We start from the raw sequence: 24,341 nt of genomic DNA on the forward strand, positions 1-24,341 counted from the left end.
CCCTGATAATATTTATAATTTTTATGTTTAAGTCCTTGAGTCGAGAGCCATTATAAGTAAGCAAGCACAAAATTAAAGCACCTTGGGTCTTGAGCGCGATGACTGCCTTAGTAAACGGGTTAAATCTGTTACACTGCGTTTTTTATAATAAGGCTTGCGAGTAGGAGCGACATGCAAATCAATGATGACAGGGCAGATTCATTTTGGCGATGTCCAAGCTGCCAACAAGCTTTGGCATGGCAGAATAATGCTTGGCGTTGTGACAATAAACATAGTTTTGACCGCGCGAAGGAGGGCTATGTTAACTTATTATTGGCTCAGCAAAAAAGTAGCAAAGATCCAGGTGACAACAAAGACATGGTGTCGGCCAGAAGAGCTTTCTTAGAACAAGAGCATTACCTACCTTTGGCCGAAAAAATGGCAAGCTTGATTTTAGCAAATCAAACTGATTACCCTGAGGCATTGTCACCAGTATTAAGCATTTACGATGCCGGCTGTGGCGAAGGTTATTATTTAGCTAAAATCAAAAAGTACTTAGCTAAGGCCGGTAAAAGGCTTGTCGCCAGTGGCAGTGATATTGCCAAACCTGCGATACAAAAAGCGGCCAAAAAGTACCCAGACATCCATTATGCGGTTGCTAGCAGTTTTAATTTGCCGGTTGCCAGTCACAGTCAAGATCTGGTGCTCCAGGTGTTTGCTCCGAGTAGCCCGTCTGAAATACAGCGGATATTGAAACTTGATGGACTATGGATGAAAGTCACACCTGCAAGCCACCATCTGTATGAATTAAAACAGTTTGTTTATGCGCAGGCTGAAACTCATGAGCCTGAAACTCAGATACCTGCGGGTTTTGAATTGCTCACATTAAGTCATGTGCCGTTTAAAATGAGTTTAACAAGCCCCCAGCAACGTGAAAGTTTATTAATGATGACACCGTTCTACTGGACCATTTCAGAAGAGAAAAAATTATTATTAATGCAGGATTTGACGACAGTAAGTGCTGACTTTAATATTACATTAATGCAAAAAAAGGCGGAAAGTTAGCTCCGCCTTGAACGCAGGATTAGGGTAATTAAGGTCTAAAAGCGATGACTTCAATTTCGACCAACATGCCAGCACCGGCTAAGCCAGCAACTTGCACGGCTGAGCGGGATGGCAGGTTAGGTTGCTCTTTAGTGCCAAAATAGCGGACATAACTTTTCATAAAACCGCCAAAGTCCATTTTATTATCCATTGCCGGATCGCCCACCAAAAAGACTGTCATTTTCATCACGTTGCTCATGTCCAGACCTTTGCTTTGCAGCGAGGCCTCTATTTGATCCAAGACACTATCAGTTTGTTGTTCAGTGTTGCCCCAGAACTCAGCACTACCGGGTTTTGCATCGGGATTCATTGGAGATGGCACTTTGCCACTTTCAAATACTAATGAACCTCCCTTAATTTCCACCGATGACGCAATGGGAAAGGTGCTGTTGTTGGGCAGTGGGTAACGGGTAACGTCTGCCGATTGACTCGTGGCACTGAACATCAGTAAGCCGACTGCACTCAGAATAGTTTTTTTCATTTTATCTCCGTTTTATTTGATTGACCTAAAAATTGACTCAGTTGTTTTATCTCTTCAGCGCTTAAAAGCAAGCTGGTTTGTCGCATTAGCTGGCCTGCTTCGTCAGCAGGTTCCATGCCTCGTTGACCCTCTTGATAATCGTGAAGCTGTTTAAACAGATACCAAGGTTGTTGGCCCATTATGGCCGGCGCGTTCAGAGAATCATTACCTTCACCATTTGCACCATGACATGCCACACAGGTCTGCCAACTGGCTGGTATGTTAGACGGCTTGGAGCTGGCGTTTGTTACTCTTAACTTTTTCACTAATGCCAGCGCTGCAGCTATTTCCTGCTGACTCAATTGCATAGCCACTACGCGCATATCTAAGCCTGCCTGATCCTTTGCAGACTTTGCCCGGAAAGCCTGTTTAAAGGCATTTAATTGCGCTTCAATGTAGTTTGTCGATAAGTTATTTAGTGCAGGCGCTCCAGTAACGACATTCCCTTGCAGGTGGCTACCGTGGCACATCTGACAATTCAGTTCACCACTTGTGGCAAAGGGCGTGACAAAGATTAAACTGGTCAGCAGAATTATTAGGATTTTCATCATTGAACTCCTGAGCTGGCCTGCAGTTCTTGGCGAATATGCGACATGGCCAACCAACTTGAACGAATCGCACCTTCTTGCCAGCCGGGTAGTAAATTCATTTGATCGCCTACCAAAAAATGCCGGCCTTCAGGCTGTTGTAACAAGGTAAAATGTTCCTTTATGTCATCAGGATGCCACTGAGAGCCGCAGCCTAATAAGTGGTTCATGCGCCGCCAGCAAATACTCACACCATTTTCGATATATTGGCGGTATTGTGGATGGATTTTTTCACCTTGTTTTAATGCGGTTTCAAGTCGTTGGGCATGAGTCATGTTCATAAAGCGGCTTGTGACATCTGGCTCCCAACTATAGGCGCCCAGCAGTACGCCTTTTTGTTGCATAAATCCATGTTCGGGGTACCACAGTTGCGTGATGTCCTGATTGGTCCAACTAATACCGGCAAAAATAAGTTCGTCTTCCCAAAATCGTTGTTTAGCCTGAAAGCCGATTTTGACTAGATTACCGCGCTGAATTTTACTGATAGCCTTAAGGTAGGGAGGGGAAAAGTTGTTAGTAATTCCAAGTAATATCTGGCTTGGGATCGCGTTGATGCAATAATCAGCTTGTAACTTTTTAATCACACCTTGTTGCTCATATTCAATGTCGACGGTGTTTTTATTGATCTGAATAGCGCGAACTGGGCAGTTAAGACGAATATCCACCAATTTAGGGTCGAACTTGTTTAGAAAACCTTGCACAACCTTATCCATGCCACCCACTGGGGTCATAACAGCCGGTGCCTGATCAGAAAAACGCATAAAATACATGGCTGCCAAACCAAAGTCACTGTGCAGTATATCTTCGAATTTTCGTGGTGTTTTTAACTTACCCGGCGCGGTTATCCCGCCCGACGCAAAGCCCGCGCGCTCGCTACCCATATAACGCAGGTCTTTATTGAGATCACCTGCTTGACGCACAAACTCCATCATACGTTCGAGTTCGACCTCGCCAATACCTTCATCCAGCATAGTCTGCTTGGATAAGTTTTTACCTAGTAGCTCGTTCATGAAACCACTAAGATCGGTTTCATACTCGCGGATCCTGATGGGCTTGCCAGAAAATGCTTTGTCGTCGTGGGTATAACAATTGGTGTTGTAGTTAGAAAATAGCTGTAATGGAATGGCCAGCTCACGACAATAATGCATCAGTGCAGTATGTTCTGCAGGGATTCTGGCGGGACCACAGTTAAAGTATAAGTGTGGTTCGGGGTCAAAGGGGCAAATCTGCGGATTGCCGATTTCATCAATGAAATCACCTGAACGCACAGTGAGATTGCGGCCTCCTACTCTTTGAGATGCTTCCAGAATAGTACAATGAAACCCAGCTTTACTCAGTTCAAGAGCCGCCGTTAAACTGGCTATTCCAGCACCTAACATGACCACGGACTTTTTTTGTCCTGAACCAGCTTTGAAAATTATGGGTGGGGCATTTCCTGGGGAAGAAGTAATACCTAGCACATTGGCTGCCTGCATGAGTGCCGCCGAGCCTCCAGCGAGTTTGGCAAACAACGTCAAACATTGTCGACGGGTCAGTCCTCTGGTCATCCTTTTTCGCTTCCTGTTAAGGGCAACTCCGATTTACACTTTAGTTCATTATGGCAGTAATAGAAAAGAATTAGACATTTTGAAAAAATGGGCACTGAGCAATGCGCTACAATAAAGAAGAATATCTGCTGTTGTTACATAGTTAAACTCGCAGCGCAGCACAAAGGAGCAGGTACGGAAAGCACTGCCTGAACTTCGTGCTTGTCAGGTAATAACGATAGAAAAATCACCTTACAGAATACCCAAATGGCTGATTGGCAGAACCTTTATGCACGCTATTTATCCATCCTTTATACACAGACAGAGCTCGGTGGTAAAACAGCTTATTTATTTTTTCGGTAGGGAAAATTTAACGCGTTTATATGATAAGTTTTTAGCAGGTGAGCTAGGAATAAGGGAGGCGAACCTCCCTTATGATTACTCTTAGTTTTTACGTTTGGTTGAAAAGCGGCTCAAACGTTTTATTGCTTGGCTAAGTAAGTTAGTGTCTACCTGATTAAATACTTCCTCCCCGGACTGCAGATCAAATGCCCGCACATTACCGTTACTTAAAACTTCAATGCGGGTAGTGGGGGTAAATAACATCACTTTATTACTTTTGGTACTTACTACGTAATCCGAACTGTTGCCCAATGTCAGACTCGTACCCGTACTGTAGGCTCTTGCGGGGGCATTACAGCCTAATAGTTTTAGGGCAGTAGGCGCTAAATCTTCACGGTTTGAAATGCTGTGATTAACACTAAAGTTAGTCATTAGACTTTGTGAAAAGTTAGCATTATTGGCAAAGGTACTGAGCATTATTTTATATTGATTAACAATATCGAGCTGCAGCAATTCTTGTAATTGCACTGAGTTAACAAATCCCACTGATAAGTCGCTACCATGAGTTGTTAAACCTTGTTTAAACTCAGCCCAGTCTCGTTTAAAGGATGACCAAGCTGTTGTTTGATTACTGTCTTTGACTTGGAAAACATCAACCTTTAATCCCTGCGATTGCGGCAAATCAAACAGAATAGGTGCATAGCCTTTAAGGGCGTCGTGATACAACTCGGGTAGGCCAAAGATCACTGAGTTAATAGCGTTGTCTGTCGTTGAATTAACCCCATAGTTATTTTCTACCCGCATTAAACCGGGAACACTAGCGGGTAAATCACCATCAGTGACAATTAAAATTGCGACTTTGTTAACTCGGTCGACAGGGCAATAAATCGGTTCGCTGGGATAGGCGATACCAGTGATATTTTGATTAAACTGCAATTCTTTGCGTTGTTGGTAATCTTCTATATCGAGTAAATTATATTTTGCTAATAAGGTCTTCGCTTTGGCCGGATAAGACAATGGAAACATATCATCTTGACGCACTATGGGTTGATACAAATTAGCGTCAGCCCATACGTGCATGGCGTGACTCGCAACAAAACATGATACAAAGAAGGTGGTGATCGGTAGACCTAACTTACGTTTTTGGAGGCGCTCTATGCGTTGCCATAAGGCATTGGCGACAATCAATTGAAACGATAACCACACTACAAACAGTAGGAGAAAAAAGCCCCACTGTTGCCAGCCGAATTCAGCCAGAGCGGTTTGTGCTTCATCGCGTATCAAGTTGGCAGAACTAAAACTTAAATGCACGCCATACTTGTTGTATAGCAGGGCGTCAAACGCGAGTAGAGCCAGTGCAAGCGCCGCTGTCACTGAGGCACAAATCTTAACCACTCTGGCGTTTGCGACCCAATAACACAAGGGTAGAATAAAGATTACAAAACCAAAAAAGGTTAGAAAGCCGATATGACTAAACCAATTAGTAAACAAAAAAAGTGTACCCAGTGGTGTGCCGGGCGCAGGGGAGTTTAATATGTATATCGCGGCAATAATAATGGCGATGATAATATTGAGTAAGGCAAACCAATGGCCCCAATTAACTAATTGAGTGACTAATTTGCGTCGTGGCGTTTCAACTAAAATCATATAACTTTTTTATTTTCCATTGATACTTTTCAGTAGCACTTGTGTAAACTGTTCGGCCATTTTAGCCCGCTGATTATCTGGCACTTGCTGTTGAAAAATGGTGGTGAGAACATTACCTAGTACCATAAGAGACAAATCACGATTTACTTTATGTTTTTCTAACACAACAATAATGTCATGCATGATAGTTTCAAACTGGTTGTCAGAATATTTTGATTGTTGTGGCATGTAAAATAACTCAGAAAATAATAGCGAGTGCAATTAGCGAGATAGTAACAATGGACGGGGGAAAATGCGAATAAACCTGACGTTTTGGCTAAACATTGTTTGCATACTTAATTTTAATCTATTCGTAATAGCGCAAAAGGATATACCGTGAGTGCTTTAATTCATCACTTTGTTGTACATCAACTAAGTATTAACCAACAGCAAGAGTTGGTACTAGTTCCTCGAAATAGCTGCTTTGATGTCAGTCCTGCGATTGAAGACCTAGCGCAGCAGATTAATCATGCCTTTAATGTTAAACCCGCAAAAGGGGTCGGTGGTTTTGTGGAGAAGACGGATGAGGAAGAAACACCACAGCTGCCTTTTTCAGCGATTCTAAAAGAAGCTATTAGTAGCGAAGGCGACTTTGTAAAATTCAGTGTGAATGCCAGTGAGCGCTTAAAAAAAGCCTTACTTGATACGGCAAGTGTCGAAACTGGTTTTGTGATTTTTAGTCACTATCAGTTTTTAGCTACAGATTATTTGTTGATTGCGATTATTAATACCAAGCAACATGTTGAAATAAATAGTGCCCTTGAGTTGACCGCCAGTGATCACTTAGATTTAGCTAAGATGCAATTGGCCGTGCGTATTGATTTAACTCAGCTAAGTGTGATGCCTGAGCACCAGCGTTATATCAGCTTTATTAAAGGGCGCATGGGACGCAAGGTATCTGACTTTTTTATGCAATTTCTTGGTTGTGAAGAATTAGTTGATATTAAACAACAGAATAAACAGTTGTTAAACACGGTTGATGCTTACTTAGCCGCTGAGCAACTTGATCCGCAAGAAAAAAACCAGGCTCGTCAAAAAGTGGCTGAATATTACAAAGAAAAACTTGAGCAAGGTGAAGATATTCAAGTTAAAGAGTTGGCCACTAAATTACCGGGTGAAGAAAATAGTTTTTATCAATTTAACCAAAGTGCAGAGCAACCGGTTGAAGAGAATTTTCAGGCTGATCGTAGTGTCCTTAAAACCTTAGCCAAATTTAGTGGCGCCGGTGGTGGTATTACCTTAAGTTTTGAACGTAGTTTGTTAGGTGAGCGTATCAGTTATGACGCTTCCAGTGATACCCTAATGATCCGCGGTATTCCGCCCAACTTAAAAGATCAACTAACTAAAGCACAAAACTGACAGAATAAAATGAATCGATATACTTGTGAATTAGTGACAGAGGACAACGGACGCAACCATGCAATTATTTGTTAACGATTTAACCGTGATGGATTTTTCTTATCTTTGCCCCGAACGCGGCATGGTGGGAGAAAGCTGGATAGTCGATGTGATCTTAAACGGTGACCTTAATGAAGAAAGCATGGTGCTGGATTTTTCAAAGGTCAAAAAACAGCTGAAGTATCTGATTGATTTACACATTGATCATAAATTATTGGTGCCGGTTGAGCATTCTTATAGTCATTTGGAGCGCGATAACAAAACTGATTACGTGAAAGTCGATTTTTTACGTCCAAATGGTCGCTCTATCCATTTGAACTGCCCGGCTGAAGCCTACGCTTTTGTGTATGCCGCGCAGGTCACGATGCCCACAGTGAGTGATTATTTAAAAGATGTGATTGCTACTCACTTGCCTGATAACGTAGAAGGTATCGAGTTGATGTTACGCGCCGAAGTGATCAATACGCCTTATTATCATTACACTCATGGTTTGAAAAAACATGATGGTAACTGCCAGCGTATAGCTCACGGCCACCGTTCAAAAGTCTTGGTATATACCAACCAACAAGAAAACAGTGAACTGGAAGCCTATTGGGCCAAGCGTTGGCAAGATATCTATATTGGCTCAAGCGAGGATTTGGTCGACGCTGAGCAGGTTTGTTTTTACTTAGCTGAAGGAGATTTTGCTGAGCACTGGTTATTTGCCTATGAAGCATCACAAGGGCGATTTGAACTCGCGATTCCGAAGGCCGAATCTGAAGTTATCGATACTGATACGACCGTTGAATGTTTAGCCCAGTTTATGGTCAATGAACATCAGCGTTTAGCGCCTGAGCAGAGCTACAAAGTATTAGCCTTTGAAGGTGTGGGTAAAGGGGCTATTGCCCATGCTTAAATACTTAGGTGCAGTGCTGTTGTTAGTCTGCAGCTTGAGTATTTCTGGGGCCGAACTGACATTACAAGGCGAACTCACTCAAGGTAGTCTGCTCAGAGGTACTTTAAGCGGTGGCAGTCAGTTGATGCTGAATGACAAGGCTTTGGCCCTGTCATCCGATGGGCACTTTGCCTTTGGTTTTAACCGTGATGCTGAATTAAATCACCAGCTTAGCTGGCTAGATGAGCAGGGCAAACAGCAGACTAAAGAATTAGTCTTGAGTTCTCGCCAATACGATGTGCAGCGCATTGAAGGCGTTGCCAGTAAATATGTTTCACCTCCACCTGAGGTCAGCGAGCGTATCCGCCAGGATAATGCCCAGATAGGCAAAGCCAGACGACGTAATGATGATCGCAGTGACTTTATGCAAGCCTTTATTTGGCCAGCTGAAGGTCCTGTAAGCGGTGTTTATGGCAGCCAACGGGTTTTCAACGGTACACCCAAAAACCCCCATTTCGGTTTAGATGTGGCTGGCCCAACAGGTACACCAGTGTATGCACCCGCGGATGGCATAGTTACTATGTTTGTGCCGGATATGTATTACTCCGGAGGCACCATGATTATCGATCATGGTATGGGAGTATCTTCAACCTTTTTGCATCTGAGCGAAGGTTTAGTTGAGCCAGGGACAGTGGTCAAACAAGGTCAATTAGTCGCTAAAATTGGCGCTACAGGCCGAGTGACTGGTGCCCACCTTGATTGGCGTATAAATTGGTTTGGTGAACGGCTAGACCCGGCGTTGTTGGTGCCTAAACGCTAACAAGCTAAATTATCACTGCGCGATTCTATTTATAGCTTTATGCAAGCAGTTGTAATTGTAGGAGCGACTTCAGTCGCGAAGATTTTGTAAGCTAAAACTAAAAGACTATTCGCTGCACGACTGCCATCCGTGGACTTCTTGTAACTACATCCATGCTATCCGAGCATACTTTTTTACAACAGCCCCTCACTAACAAGGCCAGCCAGGATCGCCTCCTGCTGTCACTTGACCTTACTGCGTTGTTCGGTCGTTATTGATGGCGTCAATTCAAAAAAATGCTTTTCTTCTCGACCCATTGCTTCCCGAGCCCCGCAGATTTTGAAAAGACAAAGTGCATGGATGCACTTTGAGTGAGAATGATGTAGGGAACATCTGCTCACGGCCTTTCTTGCTTACTTACTTCTTTCGGCTACAGGAAAGCAGTGAGTTGAGCCAATGGATTAGGCTTAAGAAAAGCAATGGATTGCGGTCGCGAAGCGATATCTTGATGGTCACAGGCCATACTTCGTCCCTCAGCGATAATCTTTTAGTCTTCAAAAAACCAAACAAAGCCCTCAAGTATAAGCCCTATACATCGATACAGTAGTTAGTCATTGGGGGAGAGTCATTTGCAAGATGTGAATCAAGTACAGGGTGCTGAACCAATAATCAGCGCCAAGCTACATGATATTGAATACAATGGTGAACTTAATCGTGCCACACAACAAGGTGCTAAGTTTGCCCTGTTGTTATCGATGCTTGAGCAAAATGCCTTGTTTCGCCCCCACATTGCGCCTGATCCCAAAGTCGAATTAACCTCAGACATGCAAAGTCTGTCTTACTATCGCAGTGCGCCCATATCAGCAACGTCGGCTTACTGGCATGAAGTTGTGCAAACTGAACATTTTATTCAAGCAGGTGAGTTAGACAATGCTAAGCTTTGGTTGGCTATGCATCCAGAGCCCTTGTCATTGTTGAATGATGCTAAGCATATTCCGCAGGAAGTGTTTGAAAACTGTTCTTTGGCCGTGCGTAATCGTATTGCAAAAGCCAATAGCAACGAAGTACAGCAAGAGCCCGCCGGTTTGTACGATATATTGCAAGAGATTGAGCAATCACAGCCTCAATACGTTAGCGCCTAATAATTAGCAAGAGAGCCGAGGCCCTCTTGCTTGTCTGTATGTAAGTACTAAGCTAATTCAGTATGCTCATGAATTACATTAAAGATATCTTTAAAGCTATGTGCTGTGGCATTGATGTCGACGGGGATGCGCAATGCTCGGCCAATATCAACTGCTGAGATAACACCACGAATATGTTTATCATTGTCATAGACCAGTAAATGTTGCTCGCCTAAATTACGCATGGTTGCTAATACGTCGCCAATGTTTGAGGTTTGGATTTTCTGCAACTTAACCGCATGCAACTCACTTACTTTGACCATGACATCTGTAACCAAAATGTCCGCCCGCTTAACACCTTTTTGATTGGCGCTCATTAACACTTTACGGCTCAATAAGTCCGCTAGATTAACAATCCCAATTAAATTAAGATTTTTATCAACCACTAATTTAGACCGCACATGAATTTTATTCATGATGTTAATAGTTTCATCAATACTGGTGTCTGCATCAATAATACGCGGACTACGACGACTGAAATCCGTCATTACAAAGGTGGCAGGACTCTCAAGTTCTAGTGGTTCAACCACATCATTTACTCTTAATGTTTTGACCTCAGATAAAGAAATTGAGGTTAATGCTTTAAAATTGTTCATGGTAACACTCCGACGATAACTAAAATAAAAAGTGAATTAGTACATACAGGTCAAAGTGATTTGGGTGGCGCTCTTGAATAAGGAAGTGCGGTCTGGCGTAAATACAGTGAAGGGATAACACTGAAGTTTGGGCTGGTCGTTGTTAGCGTGAACTTGAATGATGATTCAATTGGCACTGTCCAATCAAAATCATGATCATCAATGCTGACATCGACAATTGGTAGAACATTTTGCTCAACGCTGATACAAGCAACTTCGCTTGCATTAGTTTTGAAGCTGACATGCCATGAGAGTAACAGCATGACAATAGTACTCGAGACAAAACCGGCGAGGGGCACACGTTTGTTTGCTATCACTGCAAGTACTTTCATTTTTGCCTTAACTTAAAAGGTTTCCTACTCTCATTCCATTACTAGTGCGAGTAGAGCCTTAACCTAACTATAATGTTACAAACTTTTCTTAACTCAGTATTAAGGAATAGGGGCAATACATAAAATAATCAACTAATAAGCGCGATTTTAATTAAATTGCATCAATTAAAAACAAAATCTCTAGCAGGTTGTTGAATTTTCGCTCTATTGTGGTTCTTGCTGGTATCGTTTTAGACTTTTTGTTATATTCCTCGCCCTTTTTTTGCTCTGGGATTACGCCCCAATTCGCAAGGTAATATTATGTCAAAATTTGTTGTTTGTGCTTTATATAAATTTGTTACGTTGGAAAACTATGAAGAGTTACGCCAACCACTGCTCTCGTTCATGGAAGAAAAAAATATCAAAGGTACCTTATTGCTTGCCTCAGAAGGCATCAACGGGACTGTATCTGGCACGCGTCAAACCATCGATGAACTGCTCAATTACTTAAACCAAGACCCGCGCATGCAACCTATTTCCTTCAAAGAATCTTTGGATGAGACTCAACCTTTCCACCGAATTAAAGTTAAGTTGAAAAAAGAAATTGTCACCATGGGCGTAGAGGGCATAGATCCTTTAAAAACCGTAGGAACTTATGTGCAACCAGCAGATTGGAATGCGCTTATTTCAGACCCCGATGTGTTGGTCATCGATACGCGCAATGACTACGAAATAGAGATCGGCACCTTTACTCACGCGGTCAATCCTAATACCGAATCATTTCGTGAGTTTCCTCAGTACGTAAAAGACAATCTTGATCCTAACAAAAATAAAAAAGTGGCCATGTTTTGTACTGGTGGCATACGCTGCGAAAAATCTACTGCCTATTTAAAAGAACAAGGTTTTGCCGAGGTTTATCATTTAGCTGGTGGCATTCTGAAATATTTGGAAGACGTACCGAAAGACCAGAGTTTGTGGCAAGGTGATTGTTTTGTATTTGATAACCGTGTGGCGGTTAATCATGACCTACAAAAAGGCCATTATGATCAATGTTATGGTTGTCGTTTACCTATTACTGAACAAGACAAGCACAGCCCAGAGTTCGAAAAGGGGGTGAGCTGTCCGAAATGTCATGGCACACATAGTGAAGAGCAACTTGCGCGTTTTCGTGAGCGGGAAAAACAAGTTAATCTGGCTCATGCTAGAGAAGAAGAACATTTGGGCTCAGAAGCACGTAAGGCGATTAAACTTAGGCGCCAACAAAAAGCGGCTGGGCGCCGCGCACAGCGCACTGCACTAGGGAAAAGTAATGCTTAGTTATAGTTGCGTTTAGTGCCATGAAAAGCCAGTGAATGCATGGTATTGTGTGCCCATACTACCTCGAAATCACTAAGGGTCATTTCGAAGCCGTATGGGTATAGACACTCGCTAGGCTTAAACGGTAAACTCACTGTAACAAAACTAAAGTTGAATTGACTATGTCTGAACAAAATACACTTTCCGCTGAAAAAATCGCAGAAATTCGTAAAGAATTTGATTTTTTTGATACCGATGCCAATGGTCAAATTGGCCTTGCCGAGTTTGTCGATTTACTTACCATATTGTCGCCAAAAACCAAGGCTAGCCATGTGGAAGAAGGGTTTAACTTAATTGATGAAAACCACGATGGTGCGATTGATTTCGAAGAATTCTTAGAGTGGTGGCAACAGTCTTGGTGGGAATACTAAGCCACTCCAGCTAAACCAATAAAAGCAAGCCCAACTTTTTGATTGGGCTTTTTTGTATTAGCTATTTAGATTCTTATTACTCTTGTTTAAATGTTAATCCAGCATTCTCAGTCAGACGCTTGATTAATTTATCACCCATAGCGGGTGCCGTGGTCCAAATACCCCCTTGTGTGTCTTGCGCATCTTTTACTAAACAAATTGCACTCTCAGCAATCATGCGTGATGTTGATCCATAGCCGGGATCAAGCTCGCCTGAGACGCTAACTTTAATTTGCTTACCATTTTCATCAATACCCACAAACAAGGCGTCATAAAAACCGGCTTCTCGTTCTTCTTTACTCGGACCTTCGCCGGGTTTTGGCCCTTTGTCTCCTGACATGCTCTTATCAGAAGCAACGGCATTGGCTATTGCCTCACCTTTTTCACCCGGGCCGGTCATCAGCATTTCGTCATAAACAAAATCTTTGCCGTAAGCATAGTCAAGTAGATGATTTGAGCGATGCACATTACGAGTATTGATCGCCGCCATGATAAAACTGGTTACCCAACTGCCGAGATCTTCATCGTAATAGGGTTTGTTGCCATGAGGTTGCTCTGCCCCTTGAAATCCGGGTGTTAAAGAAAATGGGTTGAGCAATAATTGCATTTTTATAGGGTCTTGTTTAGCTGCAATTAGGGTGGCTTTTAAGCTAGCAGCGGTGCCGCCCGAAAAGGTACCACGCATTTTACGCACTCGACCTTTGACCCTAGCAACAGTATGACCCAATTGTTTTTTGGCGAGTTCTTGTAGGTGGTAAACACCTAAATCGAAGGGGATAGAATCAAAGCCGCAAGAAAATACGATACGAGCCCCACTTTTTTGTGCAGCTTGGGCATGGGCGTCAATCATTTCACGCATCCACACTGGCTCACCGCAGAGATCAACATAATCGACACCTGAATTAGCACACATCTCAACCAAGTCTGAGCCATACAATTGATAGGGCCCAACCGTGGTTAATACGAGTTTAGTAAGCGCTAACATATCCTCCATGCTGCTGGCATCACTTGAGTCTGCCACTACGAGTGGAGTATCCGATGGCGCACCAATTTCATCTCGAACTTGCGCTAATTTTTGCTCACTGCGACCGGCCATCGCCCAACGTAAGCTAGTATCATTAGCGTATTGTTTGACTAAATATTCGGCGACTAAACGTCCAGTAAATCCAGTTGCGCCATATACAACTAAATCAAATTCTTTTGTATTTTTCATTGAAGCTTCCTAATTCTAAACAGTACTTGATTCTAAAACGCATTAACTATCATCTTCATTTATTTACATAATATAGTTCTATAATTCGAATTGATTGCTGTTTTTTTCGCAAAAAAAAGCGAACTCACTGAGTTCGCTTTAGGATATTGTAGCCAAATTAGGCTGTCACTATCTTACAGGCATTGGTGCCACCAACCGTTTCCATTGCATCACCATAAGTCATGATGAACTGATCACCTTTCTCAATCAGGCCTAGTTCTAACATGATGCTCACTACGTCATTTTTCAATTGCCCAGGATCGCTGCCCCTAGAATCAAAAAATACCGGCTTAACACCGCGATAAAGCGCCATAATGTTTAATGTTGATTCATGGCGAGATAGGGCAAATATGGGTAGAGATGTAGTAATACGCGACATCAATAAGGGCGTGCTGCCGCTCTCTGTCAAAGCCACAATCGCTTTAATGGTTTTTAAGTGATTCGCCGCATAAACAGCACTTAATGCCGTTGTTTCACTGATTGTATTGAAGTTTTCATCCATACGGTGTTTAGATATTTTAATACTTGGATGGGTCTCCGCTCCCTGACAAACCCGCGCCATAGCCGCTACGGTTTCAACAGGATATTCGCCGGCAGCGGTTTCCGCTGATAACATGACCGCATCGGTTCCATCTAATACTGCGTTGGCCACATCCATGACTTCCGCACGTGTTGGCATGGGACTGGTGATCATCGATTCCATCATTTGCGTGGCGGTAATAACCACTTTATTTAATTGACGTGAACGTGAAATGAGTTTTTTCTGGACTCCGACTAATTCGGCATCGCCAATCTCAACCCCTAAGTCTCCACGAGCAACCATCACGGCGTCAGACGCCTCAATGATGTCATCCATGGCTTCATCACTAGCCACAGCTTCTGCACGTTCAACCTTAGCGCACATCATGGCGTTACAACCGGCTTCAACAGCAAGGCGGCGAGCATAACGCATATCGTCACCATTACGTGGAAATGACACAGCAAGATAATCAACCCCGATAGTGGCGGCTGTTTTAATATCTTCTTTATCTTTTTCTGTCAGAGCTTCAGCAGATAAGCCACCACCTAAACGATTAATACCTTTATTATTTGATAACTTGCCCGCAACCGTCACTTCGGTATTGATTTTGTTACCTTGCACATCAATCACTCTTAATTGGATACGCCCGTCATCCAAAAGCAATAGATCGCCTGCGCTGACGTCGCTTGGTAATGCTTTATAATCAATGCCTACTGCTTGTTGGTTGCCTGCATTACGATCCATATCGGCATCTAAAATAAAGGAGTCACCCATTTTTAGAATGATGGAATTATTTTCAAATTTGGCAACACGAATTTTAGGCCCCTGCAAATCACCTAAAATAGCGACATATTTGCCAAGCTTTTTGGCAGCTGCGCGCACTCTATTGGCACGATTAATATGGTCTTGTGCAGTACCATGAGAAAAATTCATTCTAACGACATTGGCGCCAGCCACAATAATGGCTTCTATTTGTTCAACGGTGTCAGTAGATGGACCTAAAGTTGCGAGTATTTTTGTTCGTCTTAACATGATTATATTGCCCTGTATTAATGGCGATTATGGTGCTTATATTTGATCAGCAGTAAAAATCGTGGTTTTTTGTTAGGCTTCGTTGTCTAACGTAACCGTTATAAACTATCATTTATGTAATTTTATTACAGAATGGTAGTTTATTCATAAGCTAAAGTGAAATTTTTCCCTTCATTTCTTTAATATAATGTGAAAAAACAGCCTTTGGGGGCTGTTTAGTCATTTTTCTTATCAAAACGTGAACCGCGCAAGGTGTCTTTAACACGTTTTAAGTTTTCTCTAAATTTATTACCACGGCGCAAAGTGAAACCTGTTGCGAGTATGTCAATTAGGGTTAATTGCGCAATTCTCGATGCCATTGGCATATACATATCTGTATCTTCTGGCACATCCAGCGACAATACTAGATTGCATTCTTTACCCAAGGGGCTGTCTTTGGAAGTTATACCCACCACGGTAGCATCATTACTGCGGGCTATTTGCGCTATCTCTACCAAACTCTTAGTGCGGCCCGTGTGTGAAATTAACACCACAACATCGTCTTCTGTGCAATTCATACAACTCATACGCTGCATCAGGATATCTTCGAAATAAATTATGGGCACATTGAAACGGAAAAATTTATTTAAGGCATCATGAGCAACAGAGGCCGATGCCCCTAATCCAAAGAATGAAATTTTCTGCGCCTGCGTCAGTAAATCGACCACTCGATTGATAGTCGGGATATCAACTGATTGTCTTGCAACTTCAAGTGAGGCCATTGTCGATTCAAATATTTTCTTGGTATATTCTTCTGGACCATCATGCTCTTCAACATGGCGGTTAACATAGGGCGTGCCATTCGCTAAACTTTGTGCAAGATGTAATTTGAAATCAGGGTAACCTTTGGTATCCAGACGTCGACAAAAACGGTTAACCGTCGGTTCGCTAACATCGGCCATTTTAGCTAGAGTAGCAATGCTACTGTGAATGGCTGTTTGTGGATTAGCCAAAATGACTTCAGCTACTTTTCGTTCAGATTTACTAAACGCGGCGTTGTGTTGAGTTATTTTTTCTAGAATATTCATACTTGCGTCAAAAACTTCATTATAATTGTTTTTTGTAGCCATACTTTAACACTGTAAATGACTACTCGGGTACTAGAGTTGTAATTTATTAACAGGAATAGATCCAGTTTACGCCACTTTTTTACGAAATACAGGGGTAATTGTGGGATGAATGGGTGTATTAAGTTGTAAAATTACTACATTTAATGTTAACTTTTAGCACAGATTCTTATTGTTTGTGGTCTTACTTGATTAAGTCACTGCAATCATTCAATTCGTTTAAGCAGATAGGCAGATAAAAATGGTTTTGGAAAATTCATTCGAACCTTGTGATTTTGTTTTGTTCGGCACAAAAGGTGACTTGGCACGTCGCAAACTTCTTCCTTCTTTATATCAACTCGAAAAAGCTAAGCTGATGCATGCGGACTCCACTATTATTGGTGTTGCACGCAATGAGCAGACAGATAGCGAATATATTGCGATGGTAAAAGAAAATGTTGAAATGTTTACCAAGGAACCTTTGTGTGAGGAAACTTGGAAGCGATTTTCATCAAAACTGGCTTATGCTTGCGTTGATATGAAAAACCCGAAGGGGTATTCAGCCTTTAAAGCCCATTCGAAAACTGGACGTTTAATGGTGTGTTATTTCGCCACTCCTCCGTCGATTTTCGGTGATATATGTCGAGGTTTAAAGGCCGCTAATGTCATCACTAAAAATATGCGTGTTGTATTAGAAAAACCCATTGGCCACGATTTGGCGTCTTCTAAAGTGATTAATGATCAGGTTGCTGAGTTTTTTGATGAAACACAAATTTACCGTATTGACCACTACTTGGGTAAAGAGACCGTACTTAATCTTATTGCCCTGCGCTTCGCCAATTCTATTTTTGCGACAAATTGGGATCATAATTGTATTGATCATGTGCAAATAAGTGTGGCCGAATCAGTGGGTATTGAAGGGCGGTGGGGCTATTTTGATGAAGCCGGGCAAATGCGTGATATGGTGCAAAATCACCTGTTACAAATACTGACCTTGGTTGCAATGGAGCCGCCAGCAAACTTAGATGCCGACAGTATTCGTGACGAAAAGTTGAAAGTACTTAAATGTTTGCGGCCAATTAACTCATCAAATATGCGTGAAAAAACCGTCCGTGGACAATATGTTGGTGGTTTTGTTAAAGGTAAAGAAGTCCCAGGCTATCTTGATGAGCCTGACGCCAATGTCAGTAGTAAAACTGAAACATTTGTTGCCATTAAAGTTGAATTAGACAACTGGCGTTGGGCGGGCGTGCCTTTTTACTTGCGCACTGGCAAACGTCTACCTGGAAAAACCAGTGAAGTGGTTATTTTCTTTAAACGTCAACCACACAATTTGTTTAAAGACAGTTTTCCACAATTACCACCTAACAAACTCACTATCAGACTGCAGCCCGATGAAGGTGTTGAAGTGACGGTAATGAATAAAGTACCAGGTTTAACAAGCACCGGTTCAATGGATTTACAAAAATCTCGTTTGAATTTGAGCTTTTCTGAGACGTTCAAAGGCGAACGCATCGCTGATGCTTATGAAAAGTTATTACTTGAAGTCATGTTAGGTAATCAGGCTTTATTTGTGCGTCGCGACGAAGTTGAAGCCGCATGGAAATGGGTGGATGGAATTTTAGATGCATGGCGTTCAAGCAATGAGCCGCCTGAACCCTATCAAGCCGGAACCTGGGGCCCTACTGAATCGATCGCCCTGATGGCACGGGAAAACCGTTCTTGGTATGAAAGTAAGATTGGGAAAAAATAATGCCTTTACGTCAGTCTTTGTATGAAAACACAGATGCGTTAAATCAGGACTTTTGCCAGCGCATTGCTTCGATTTTACAGCAGGCCATTGAGACAGATGGTCGTGCTAGTCTGGTTGTTTCGGGTGGAAGAACACCTGCAGCCTTGTTTGATGCCCTGTCAAACATTAACTTAGATTGGAACAAGGTTGATATTAGTTTGGCCGACGAACGTTGGGTTGATACAGACAACGACGCTTCGAACGAAAAAATGCTTCGGACTAAGTTATTAGTTAACAAAGCCGCGTTGGCCAATTTTGTCGGTTTAAAAACACCGCATATTGATGCTGCAGATGCTATTGACGCTTGCACGACCAACTTTGCTCATTTTAAGCGGCCTTTTGATGTACTGATCCTGGGTATGGGTGAAGACGGACATACTGCATCTTTGTTTCCGTGTTCAGAACAAATTTCACAAGGATTGGATCTTGATTCAGGCAAAACCTTTCTTGCTGTGCAACCTACGACTGCTCCTAATCAGCGTATGACCTTTACCTTGCCAGCCTTGATTGCCAGTAAACATGTGTTTTTGCATTTAACTGGAGACAGTAAAAGAGAAGTATTGGCTAAGGCTTTAGCTGATAACAATGAATTAGAGATGCCCATCCGCGCAATATTAAACAATGCCAACGTCGAACTAATGTGGGCACCATAGGAGAACATCATGAATACGCTTATTCAGGAAGTAACACAACGAATTATTGAACGTAGCCAAGCACCACGGGCCGCTTATTTAGCTAAAATTGAAAAAGCACGTCTACAAGGACCGCATCGCGGTGTTTTGTCATGTGGTAATTTAGCCCACGGCTTTGCCGCTTGTGGTACTGAAGAAAAAGCTGATTTGCGTAGCATGGTAAAAGCCAATATTGCCATTGTATCTTCTTACAATGATATGTTATCTGCACACCAACCCTATGAAGCTTACCCAGCAAAGTTAAAAAAAGCCATTGTTGAAGTAGGTAGTGTTGCTCAGTTTGCCGGCGGTGTTCCTGCCATGTGTGATGGGGTGACACAAGGCAATCCAGGTATGGATTTAAGCTTGATGAGCCGTGATGTAATCGCTATGGCAACTGCTGTTGCACTGTCACATAATATGTTTGATGGCACGTTAATGTTAGGGATTTGCGACAAAATCGTACCCGGTTTATTAATTGGCGCTTTAAGTTTTGGTCATTTACCTACGGTATTTGTACCTGCGGGTCCTATGCCTTCAGGTCTTCCTAATAAAGAAAAAGCCCGAGTACGCCAAGCTTATGCAGAAGGCAAAGTGGGTCGTGAAGCATTACTTGAAGCCGAATCACAATCATATCATTCTGCTGGTACCTGTACTTTTTATGGTACCGCCAACAGTAATCAATTAGTGGTCGAAATGATGGGGTTGCACTTACCTGGTTCATCTTTTGTCAATCCAGGTACGCCTTTGCGCGATGCCCTGACTGATGCGGCTGCACGTCAGGTTACGCGAATTACAGACTTAGGCGACAACTATATGCCCATTGGTCATATAGTTGATGCGAAATCATTGGTTAACGGCTTAGTCGGTTTGTTGGCAACAGGTGGCTCAACTAATCATACTATGCATTTGGTGGCAGTAGCGCGCGCTGCGGGTTACATCATCAATTGGGATGACTTTTCGGATATTTCAAATGCCGTACCTTTATTAACGCGTATCTATCCTAATGGCTCAGCCGATATTAATCACTTTACGGCGGCGGGTGGTATGGCGCTGTTAATTAAAGAGTTATTGGGCGCAGGTTTATTGCACAACGACGTTAACACCATATGTGGTAGAGGCTTGGATGCATATACTAAAGAGCCATTCCTGAATGATGGCGTTTTGGAGTGGCGTGATGGTCCTACTGTATCTTTTGATAGCAACGTAGTGGCGAGTGTCGCTAAGCCTTTCAAACCAGATGGTGGTTTATCAGTATTACACGGTAACTTAGGCCGTGCAGTGATGAAAACCTCAGCTTTGCGCGAAACTCATTGCATTATTAAAGCACCTGCGGTGGTATTTGAAGACCAGTTTGAACTTGCTGCTGCATTTAAAGCTGGCGATTTAGACAAAGACTGTATTGTAGTTGTGCGTTTCCAAGGGCCTTCAGCAATCGGCATGCCTGAGTTGCATAGCCTCACCCCACCACTAGGTGTATTACAAGACAAAGGTTTCAAGGTTGCACTAGTGACTGATGGGCGAATGTCTGGTGCTTCTGGCAAGGTACCTGCAGCTATCCACGTGACACCAGAAGCGTGTAAAGGCGGCCTGATTGCTAAAGTGCAAAGCGGTGACATGATAGAGCTCAATACACAAACTGGCGTAATGAGCCTGTTAGTCGACACGCTAACCCTTGAAGCTCGCGAACTCAAAGTGACTGATGTGGCTCAACATCAAATCGGTATGGGTCGTGAAATGTTTGCGGGCATGCGTTCGACCCTAACCGGTGCTGAAGAAGGCGCTTGTTCATTATTTTTTGGTCAAGAATTTAACTAGTCAGGACACACTTATGAGTGCATGTTTTGTTGCCGATGTAGGCGGAACCAATATTCGCTTAGCACAAATTGAAGATGGCAAATTAAGCCATATAAAAAAATATTTGTGCAGTGATTACAGCTCGATTGATGCTGTTATTAAGGTTTATTTTAAAGAATTTCCAGAAGTTAAATTCGCTGCTGGTTGTTTAGGTGTGGCTTGTCCGGTCAATAGTGACTTTATCTCAATGACCAACAATCAATGGCAGTTTTCAATCACTACCCTGCAAGAGTCCCTAGGCTTAGAGTGGTTAGGTGTTGTAAACGACTTTACCGCAGTGGCTCATGCTGTAACGGTATTAAATCAACAACAAAAAGCTCAGGTCGGACGCGGCCAAGCGGTAACGACTGATAATATCGCCGTATTTGGCCCCGGCACGGGTCTTGGCGTAAAACACCTAACCTATACTGCTGAGGGCTGGCTAGCCCTTGATGGTGAAGGTGGTCATGTGGACTTCGCGCCAGTTGACGAAGACGATGTGGCTATTTGGCGTTTTCTGACTAAAAAATATGGTCATGCATCTGCTGAAGAAGTGATGTCAGGCCGAGGTTTGGTGCAGATTTATCAAGCTTTAGCTGAAGATAGAGGCTTGCCTGCCGTATTTGATGATCCTGCAGATATCACGGATCGCGCTTTGGACGGTAGCTGTGCCCTCAGCCATGCGACGCTTACCCAGTTCTGTCGAATTATGGGCAGCTTTGCCGGTAATCTAGCACTTAACATGGGTACCCGCGGTGGTGTTTACATCGGTGGCGGTATTGCACCACGTTTTCTTAACTTTTTGAAAGACAGTGATTTTCGACAACGTTTTGAAGCCAAGGGGCGTTTTCGAGATTACGTAGCCAGTATTCCCACTTTCATTATTACAGAGCCAGATCACGGTTTAATTGGTGCCATGGCCTATTTAGTACAAAATTTTAAAAGGTAATTGTCATGACAAAAAATTGGAAAATAAGCTCTGCAGAAATCTTTAGTCAAGGTCCTGTAGTACCCGTTCTAGTGATCAAAGATGTTGAACATGCTGTGCCGTTAGCTAAGGCACTTATTGCCGGTGGTATTCGCGTGCTAGAAGTTACTTTGCGCACGCCTGCCGCCTTAGCAGTAATTGCCAAAATAGCCAAAGAAGTACCAGAAGCCCTAATAGGCGCCGGTACGGTGACCAACCGGGCGCAACTTAAAGAAGTGCAGGATGCCGGTGCAATGTTTGCAATAAGTCCTGGTATGACTCCGGATTTGTTAGAAGCAGGCAATGAAGGCAATATTGCCTTAATTCCGGGTATCTCCTCTATCTCAGAACTGATGAAAGGTTTAGATCACGGTTACACCCATTTCAAGTTTTTCCCAGCAGAAGCATCGGGTGGCGTGAAAGCTTTAAAAGCCATTGGCGGGCCATTCCCAGATGTGGCATTTTGCCCTACAGGTGGGATTAGCCCAAGTAACTATTTAGAGTACTTGGCCTTACCTAACGTGCATTGTGCAGGTGGTTCTTGGTTAGTGCCTGAGGGCGCCTTAGAAAATGGTGAGTGGGATAAAATTACTGAATTAGCTAAACAAGCGGTTGCTGGCGCCAAATAAAATCAAGCAGTAAGTTGTTGTAACCTAAAAAAGCCGCTAGATTAAGCGGCTTTTTTATTATCGGTAAAAGCATCACTCAGTCACGTTCGATTAAGGCCTGACCTGCAAAAATAATCCCCTGCCAACCAGTTGCCATGAAGTTACGAATATTGCCATGGTCGCTACTGTTTGCATGTTCTAGTACATCTTTACGGTAATAATCACCAAATAATTGCAGAGTTTCTATTGCACTTAATTGATGTATTTGCGCGAAGTAGAAAATCTTGCAAGACCCTTCGTTTGTGCCTGGTGCATTGACTAACTCACCATTGCTAAAACGGATGGGTTGATAATCATAATGCTCGGTAATGACTTCGATTACCTGATTAAATTGAATGTTCTGCGGATTATTACGCAGCAGTAAAATTAATGCACTGGGCTTCATTTTTGTTCCTGATCTTACAGATCTAGACTTGTCTGGAGAAAGGGGTCAATTCAAATGAGTGTGCTAATGAATTTAATAGCACACTCTAGATTTTATAGCTGCAAGATAAAAACCTTCGATTTACGTTGATAGTTATACAGTTCTTTCTTCTTGGCAGGGAGGTCATCCAAGCTCGCTGGGACAAATCCTTGTTCTAAAAAAAAGTGCCCGGTAACCGTGGTTAGTACAAAGATCGATTTCAAACCTTGTTGTAGGGCTTGAGCTTTAATGGCTTGCAGCAAACGCTCTCCGCGGTTACCTCCGCGATAGTCGCTATGGGTAGCAACACACGCTAACTCGCCCATTTCGTCTTCAGGATAAGGATAGAGGGCGGCACAAGAGATGGTCATACCGTCGCGCGCAATCAAGGTAAACAAGTGAATTTCACTTTCCAGTCGCTCTCTTGAACGTTTAACTAATATACCTTTTTCTTCGAGCGGGTTAATTAACTTCAATATGCCACCCACATCTTCAATATTGGCAGTGCGTAATTGTTCATAAGAGCGTTGTGCAACCAGTGAACCTGCTCCGTCTCGCGTAAATAGTTCTTGCAATAAAGCGCCATCCTGACGGTAACTTACACAATGGCAGCGACTAATACCTGATTCCAAACTGGCAGCAATTGCTTGCAAAGAAAGTTTTTGACTGGAATAAAAGGGATTGTTGAGCATGCCATATAATTGATCAATCTCAATGTTACGCAGTAAATGACTATCTTCACTCATAATGCCATCATCCGGCGTGAACAGGATAAGTTTGTCCGCTTTGAGCGAAATAGCGGCATTGGTGGCCACATCTTCATGGGATAAGTTAAACACTTCCCCAGTAGGTGAATAGCCCATAGGTGAGAGCAGTACAATTGAGCCATCATTAAGATGATCATTGATACCGCTAACATCAATACGGCGAACCATACCGGTATTTTCAAAATCCACACCGTCACGCACACCAATGGGCATAGCAACCACCAAATTACCTGAACACACGCGGATATGTGAACCATGCATGGGGGAGTTGGGCAAACCCATCGTGAGCAAAGCTTCTACCTGAGCTCGAACTGATCCAGCTGCGTCTTTAACACATTCAAGGGTTTGTTTATCAGTAATGCGAATGTCGTCTTGAAAGCGAAAGGGCAGTTGACGTAATTGTACTCGCTGGTCAATTTGTGGCCGAGCGCCGTGAACCAGTACTAACCTAACGCCCAAACTATTAAGCAAGGCAATATCATGAATAATGTTAGCGAAGTTAGTGTCTTCAATAGCTTCACCTCCGAACATCAATACAAAGGTTTTACCTCGATGAGCATTGATATACGGGGCTGAATTACGAATAGTTTTGACACTATCTATATGTGAAACGACCACATTAATTCCTTATGTCGGCTAT

General features: G+C 42.9%; 24 protein-coding genes. 12 read left to right on the forward strand and 12 right to left on the reverse strand.

Translation table 11 applies throughout. The features are described from left to right. The first annotated feature begins 171 nt into the window (after positions 1-171). A complete protein-coding gene (locus ABKW31_RS17675; protein ID WP_348617905.1) occupies positions 172-1,044 on the forward strand; it encodes a putative RNA methyltransferase in 873 nt (290 codons plus the stop codon). A 28-nt stretch (positions 1,045-1,072) separates the two neighbouring features. Here ABKW31_RS17675 and ABKW31_RS17680 read toward each other — a convergent pair whose 3' ends face one another. The 5 genes from ABKW31_RS17680 to ABKW31_RS17700 form a co-directional block, all read right to left on the reverse strand. Continuing rightward, positions 1,073-1,564: a RidA family protein gene (locus tag ABKW31_RS17680; RefSeq protein ID WP_348617906.1), complete on the reverse strand. Its 492-nt coding sequence runs from the start codon at positions 1,562-1,564 to the stop codon at positions 1,073-1,075. Further along, positions 1,561-2,154: a c-type cytochrome gene (locus tag ABKW31_RS17685; protein ID WP_348617907.1), complete on the reverse strand. Its 594-nt coding sequence runs from the start codon at positions 2,152-2,154 to the stop codon at positions 1,561-1,563. The genes ABKW31_RS17680 and ABKW31_RS17685 overlap by 4 nt, the downstream gene beginning before the upstream one ends. Then, a complete protein-coding gene (locus tag ABKW31_RS17690) occupies positions 2,151-3,737 on the reverse strand; it encodes an FAD-dependent oxidoreductase (protein ID WP_348617908.1) in 1,587 nt (528 codons plus the stop codon). The genes ABKW31_RS17685 and ABKW31_RS17690 overlap by 4 nt, the downstream gene beginning before the upstream one ends. A 423-nt stretch (positions 3,738-4,160) precedes the next feature. After that, positions 4,161-5,705, reverse strand: coding sequence for a DUF3413 domain-containing protein (locus tag ABKW31_RS17695; protein WP_348617909.1), 1,545 nt, complete (start codon positions 5,703-5,705; stop codon positions 4,161-4,163). Between the two features lie 9 nt (positions 5,706-5,714). Then, positions 5,715-5,933, reverse strand: a complete 219-nt coding sequence (locus ABKW31_RS17700; RefSeq protein ID WP_348617911.1) for a DUF1414 domain-containing protein — start codon at positions 5,931-5,933, stop codon at positions 5,715-5,717. A gap of 147 nt (positions 5,934-6,080) precedes the next feature. On the opposite strand from ABKW31_RS17700, the gene yejK reads away from it, so the two are divergent. The 4 genes from yejK (at position 6,081) to ABKW31_RS17720 (ending at position 9,957) form a co-directional block, all read left to right on the forward strand. Then, positions 6,081-7,103 (forward strand): nucleoid-associated protein YejK, encoded by a 1,023-nt coding sequence (gene yejK / locus ABKW31_RS17705; RefSeq protein WP_348617912.1) that lies wholly within the window; start codon positions 6,081-6,083, stop codon positions 7,101-7,103. A gap of 58 nt (positions 7,104-7,161) precedes the next feature. Continuing rightward, positions 7,162-8,037 (forward strand): 6-carboxytetrahydropterin synthase, encoded by an 876-nt coding sequence (locus tag ABKW31_RS17710; RefSeq protein WP_348617913.1) that lies wholly within the window; start codon positions 7,162-7,164, stop codon positions 8,035-8,037. After that, the gene (locus ABKW31_RS17715; protein ID WP_348617915.1) at positions 8,030-8,836 is read left to right on the forward strand and encodes a M23 family metallopeptidase; all 807 of its coding nucleotides are present in this window, start codon (positions 8,030-8,032) and stop codon (positions 8,834-8,836) included. Before ABKW31_RS17710 ends, ABKW31_RS17715 begins: the two co-directional genes overlap by 8 nt. A 617-nt stretch (positions 8,837-9,453) precedes the next feature. Beyond that, a complete protein-coding gene (locus ABKW31_RS17720) occupies positions 9,454-9,957 on the forward strand; it encodes a VC2046/SO_2500 family protein (RefSeq protein WP_348617972.1) in 504 nt (167 codons plus the stop codon). 47 nt (positions 9,958-10,004) lie between these two features. Here the strand turns inward: ABKW31_RS17720 and ABKW31_RS17725 are convergent, their stop codons facing one another. After that, a complete protein-coding gene (locus ABKW31_RS17725) occupies positions 10,005-10,592 on the reverse strand; it encodes a CBS domain-containing protein (RefSeq protein WP_348617917.1) in 588 nt (195 codons plus the stop codon). A gap of 50 nt (positions 10,593-10,642) precedes the next feature. Further along, complete coding sequence (locus ABKW31_RS17730) at positions 10,643-10,963, reverse strand: hypothetical protein (RefSeq protein WP_348617919.1); 321 nt, start codon at positions 10,961-10,963, stop codon at positions 10,643-10,645. Between the two features lie 300 nt (positions 10,964-11,263). Between ABKW31_RS17730 and ABKW31_RS17735 the strand changes: the two genes are divergently transcribed. Continuing rightward, positions 11,264-12,259, forward strand: a complete 996-nt coding sequence (locus tag ABKW31_RS17735; protein ID WP_348617921.1) for a rhodanese-related sulfurtransferase — start codon at positions 11,264-11,266, stop codon at positions 12,257-12,259. 161 nt (positions 12,260-12,420) lie between these two features. Further along, positions 12,421-12,669, forward strand: coding sequence for an EF-hand domain-containing protein (locus ABKW31_RS17740; protein ID WP_348617923.1), 249 nt, complete (start codon positions 12,421-12,423; stop codon positions 12,667-12,669). Between the two features lie 76 nt (positions 12,670-12,745). On the opposite strand, the gene ABKW31_RS17745 is transcribed toward ABKW31_RS17740, so the two are convergent. The 3 genes from ABKW31_RS17745 to ABKW31_RS17755 form a co-directional block, all read right to left on the reverse strand. Continuing rightward, positions 12,746-13,921 carry a saccharopine dehydrogenase NADP-binding domain-containing protein gene (locus ABKW31_RS17745; protein ID WP_348617925.1) on the reverse strand — a complete coding sequence of 392 codons (1,176 nt, stop codon included), beginning with the start codon at positions 13,919-13,921 and terminating at the stop codon, positions 12,746-12,748. 157 nt (positions 13,922-14,078) lie between these two features. Further along, entirely contained in the window at positions 14,079-15,512 is a 1,434-nt protein-coding gene (gene pyk, locus ABKW31_RS17750) for a pyruvate kinase (protein WP_348617927.1), read from the reverse strand. A gap of 215 nt (positions 15,513-15,727) precedes the next feature. Next, positions 15,728-16,579, reverse strand: coding sequence for a MurR/RpiR family transcriptional regulator (locus ABKW31_RS17755; protein ID WP_348617973.1), 852 nt, complete (start codon positions 16,577-16,579; stop codon positions 15,728-15,730). Between the two features lie 280 nt (positions 16,580-16,859). Here ABKW31_RS17755 and zwf point away from each other — a divergent pair, with 280 nt between their 5' ends. Genes zwf through ABKW31_RS17780 form a run of 5 tightly spaced genes read left to right on the forward strand, consistent with a single transcriptional unit; the run spans position 16,860 to position 22,492 of the window. Continuing rightward, positions 16,860-18,350 (forward strand): glucose-6-phosphate dehydrogenase, encoded by a 1,491-nt coding sequence (gene zwf / locus ABKW31_RS17760; RefSeq protein WP_348617928.1) that lies wholly within the window; start codon positions 16,860-16,862, stop codon positions 18,348-18,350. Then, a complete protein-coding gene (gene pgl / locus ABKW31_RS17765) occupies positions 18,350-19,042 on the forward strand; it encodes a 6-phosphogluconolactonase (protein WP_348617929.1) in 693 nt (230 codons plus the stop codon). Before zwf ends, pgl begins: the two co-directional genes overlap by 1 nt. A 9-nt stretch (positions 19,043-19,051) precedes the next feature. After that, entirely contained in the window at positions 19,052-20,878 is a 1,827-nt protein-coding gene (edd, locus tag ABKW31_RS17770; RefSeq protein WP_348617930.1) for a phosphogluconate dehydratase, read from the forward strand. 13 nt (positions 20,879-20,891) lie between these two features. Beyond that, positions 20,892-21,845 carry a glucokinase gene (locus tag ABKW31_RS17775; RefSeq protein ID WP_348617931.1) on the forward strand — a complete coding sequence of 318 codons (954 nt, stop codon included), beginning with the start codon at positions 20,892-20,894 and terminating at the stop codon, positions 21,843-21,845. Between the two features lie 5 nt (positions 21,846-21,850). Next, entirely contained in the window at positions 21,851-22,492 is a 642-nt protein-coding gene (locus ABKW31_RS17780) for a bifunctional 4-hydroxy-2-oxoglutarate aldolase/2-dehydro-3-deoxy-phosphogluconate aldolase (protein WP_348617932.1), read from the forward strand. Positions 22,493-22,568: 76 nt separating this feature from the next. Here ABKW31_RS17780 and ABKW31_RS17785 read toward each other — a convergent pair whose 3' ends face one another. Together ABKW31_RS17785 and argA are read right to left on the reverse strand one after the other, a co-directional pair. Next, entirely contained in the window at positions 22,569-22,916 is a 348-nt protein-coding gene (locus ABKW31_RS17785; RefSeq protein WP_348617933.1) for a HopJ type III effector protein, read from the reverse strand. Positions 22,917-23,008: 92 nt separating this feature from the next. Further along, positions 23,009-24,319, reverse strand: a complete 1,311-nt coding sequence (gene argA, locus ABKW31_RS17790) for an amino-acid N-acetyltransferase (RefSeq protein ID WP_348617934.1) — start codon at positions 24,317-24,319, stop codon at positions 23,009-23,011. Between the last annotated feature and the right edge of the window lie 22 nt (positions 24,320-24,341).

Origin of the sequence: Paraglaciecola sp. 25GB23A, assembly GCF_040012495.1 — a bacterium.
Taxonomy (GTDB): Bacteria; Pseudomonadota; Gammaproteobacteria; order Enterobacterales; family Alteromonadaceae; genus Paraglaciecola.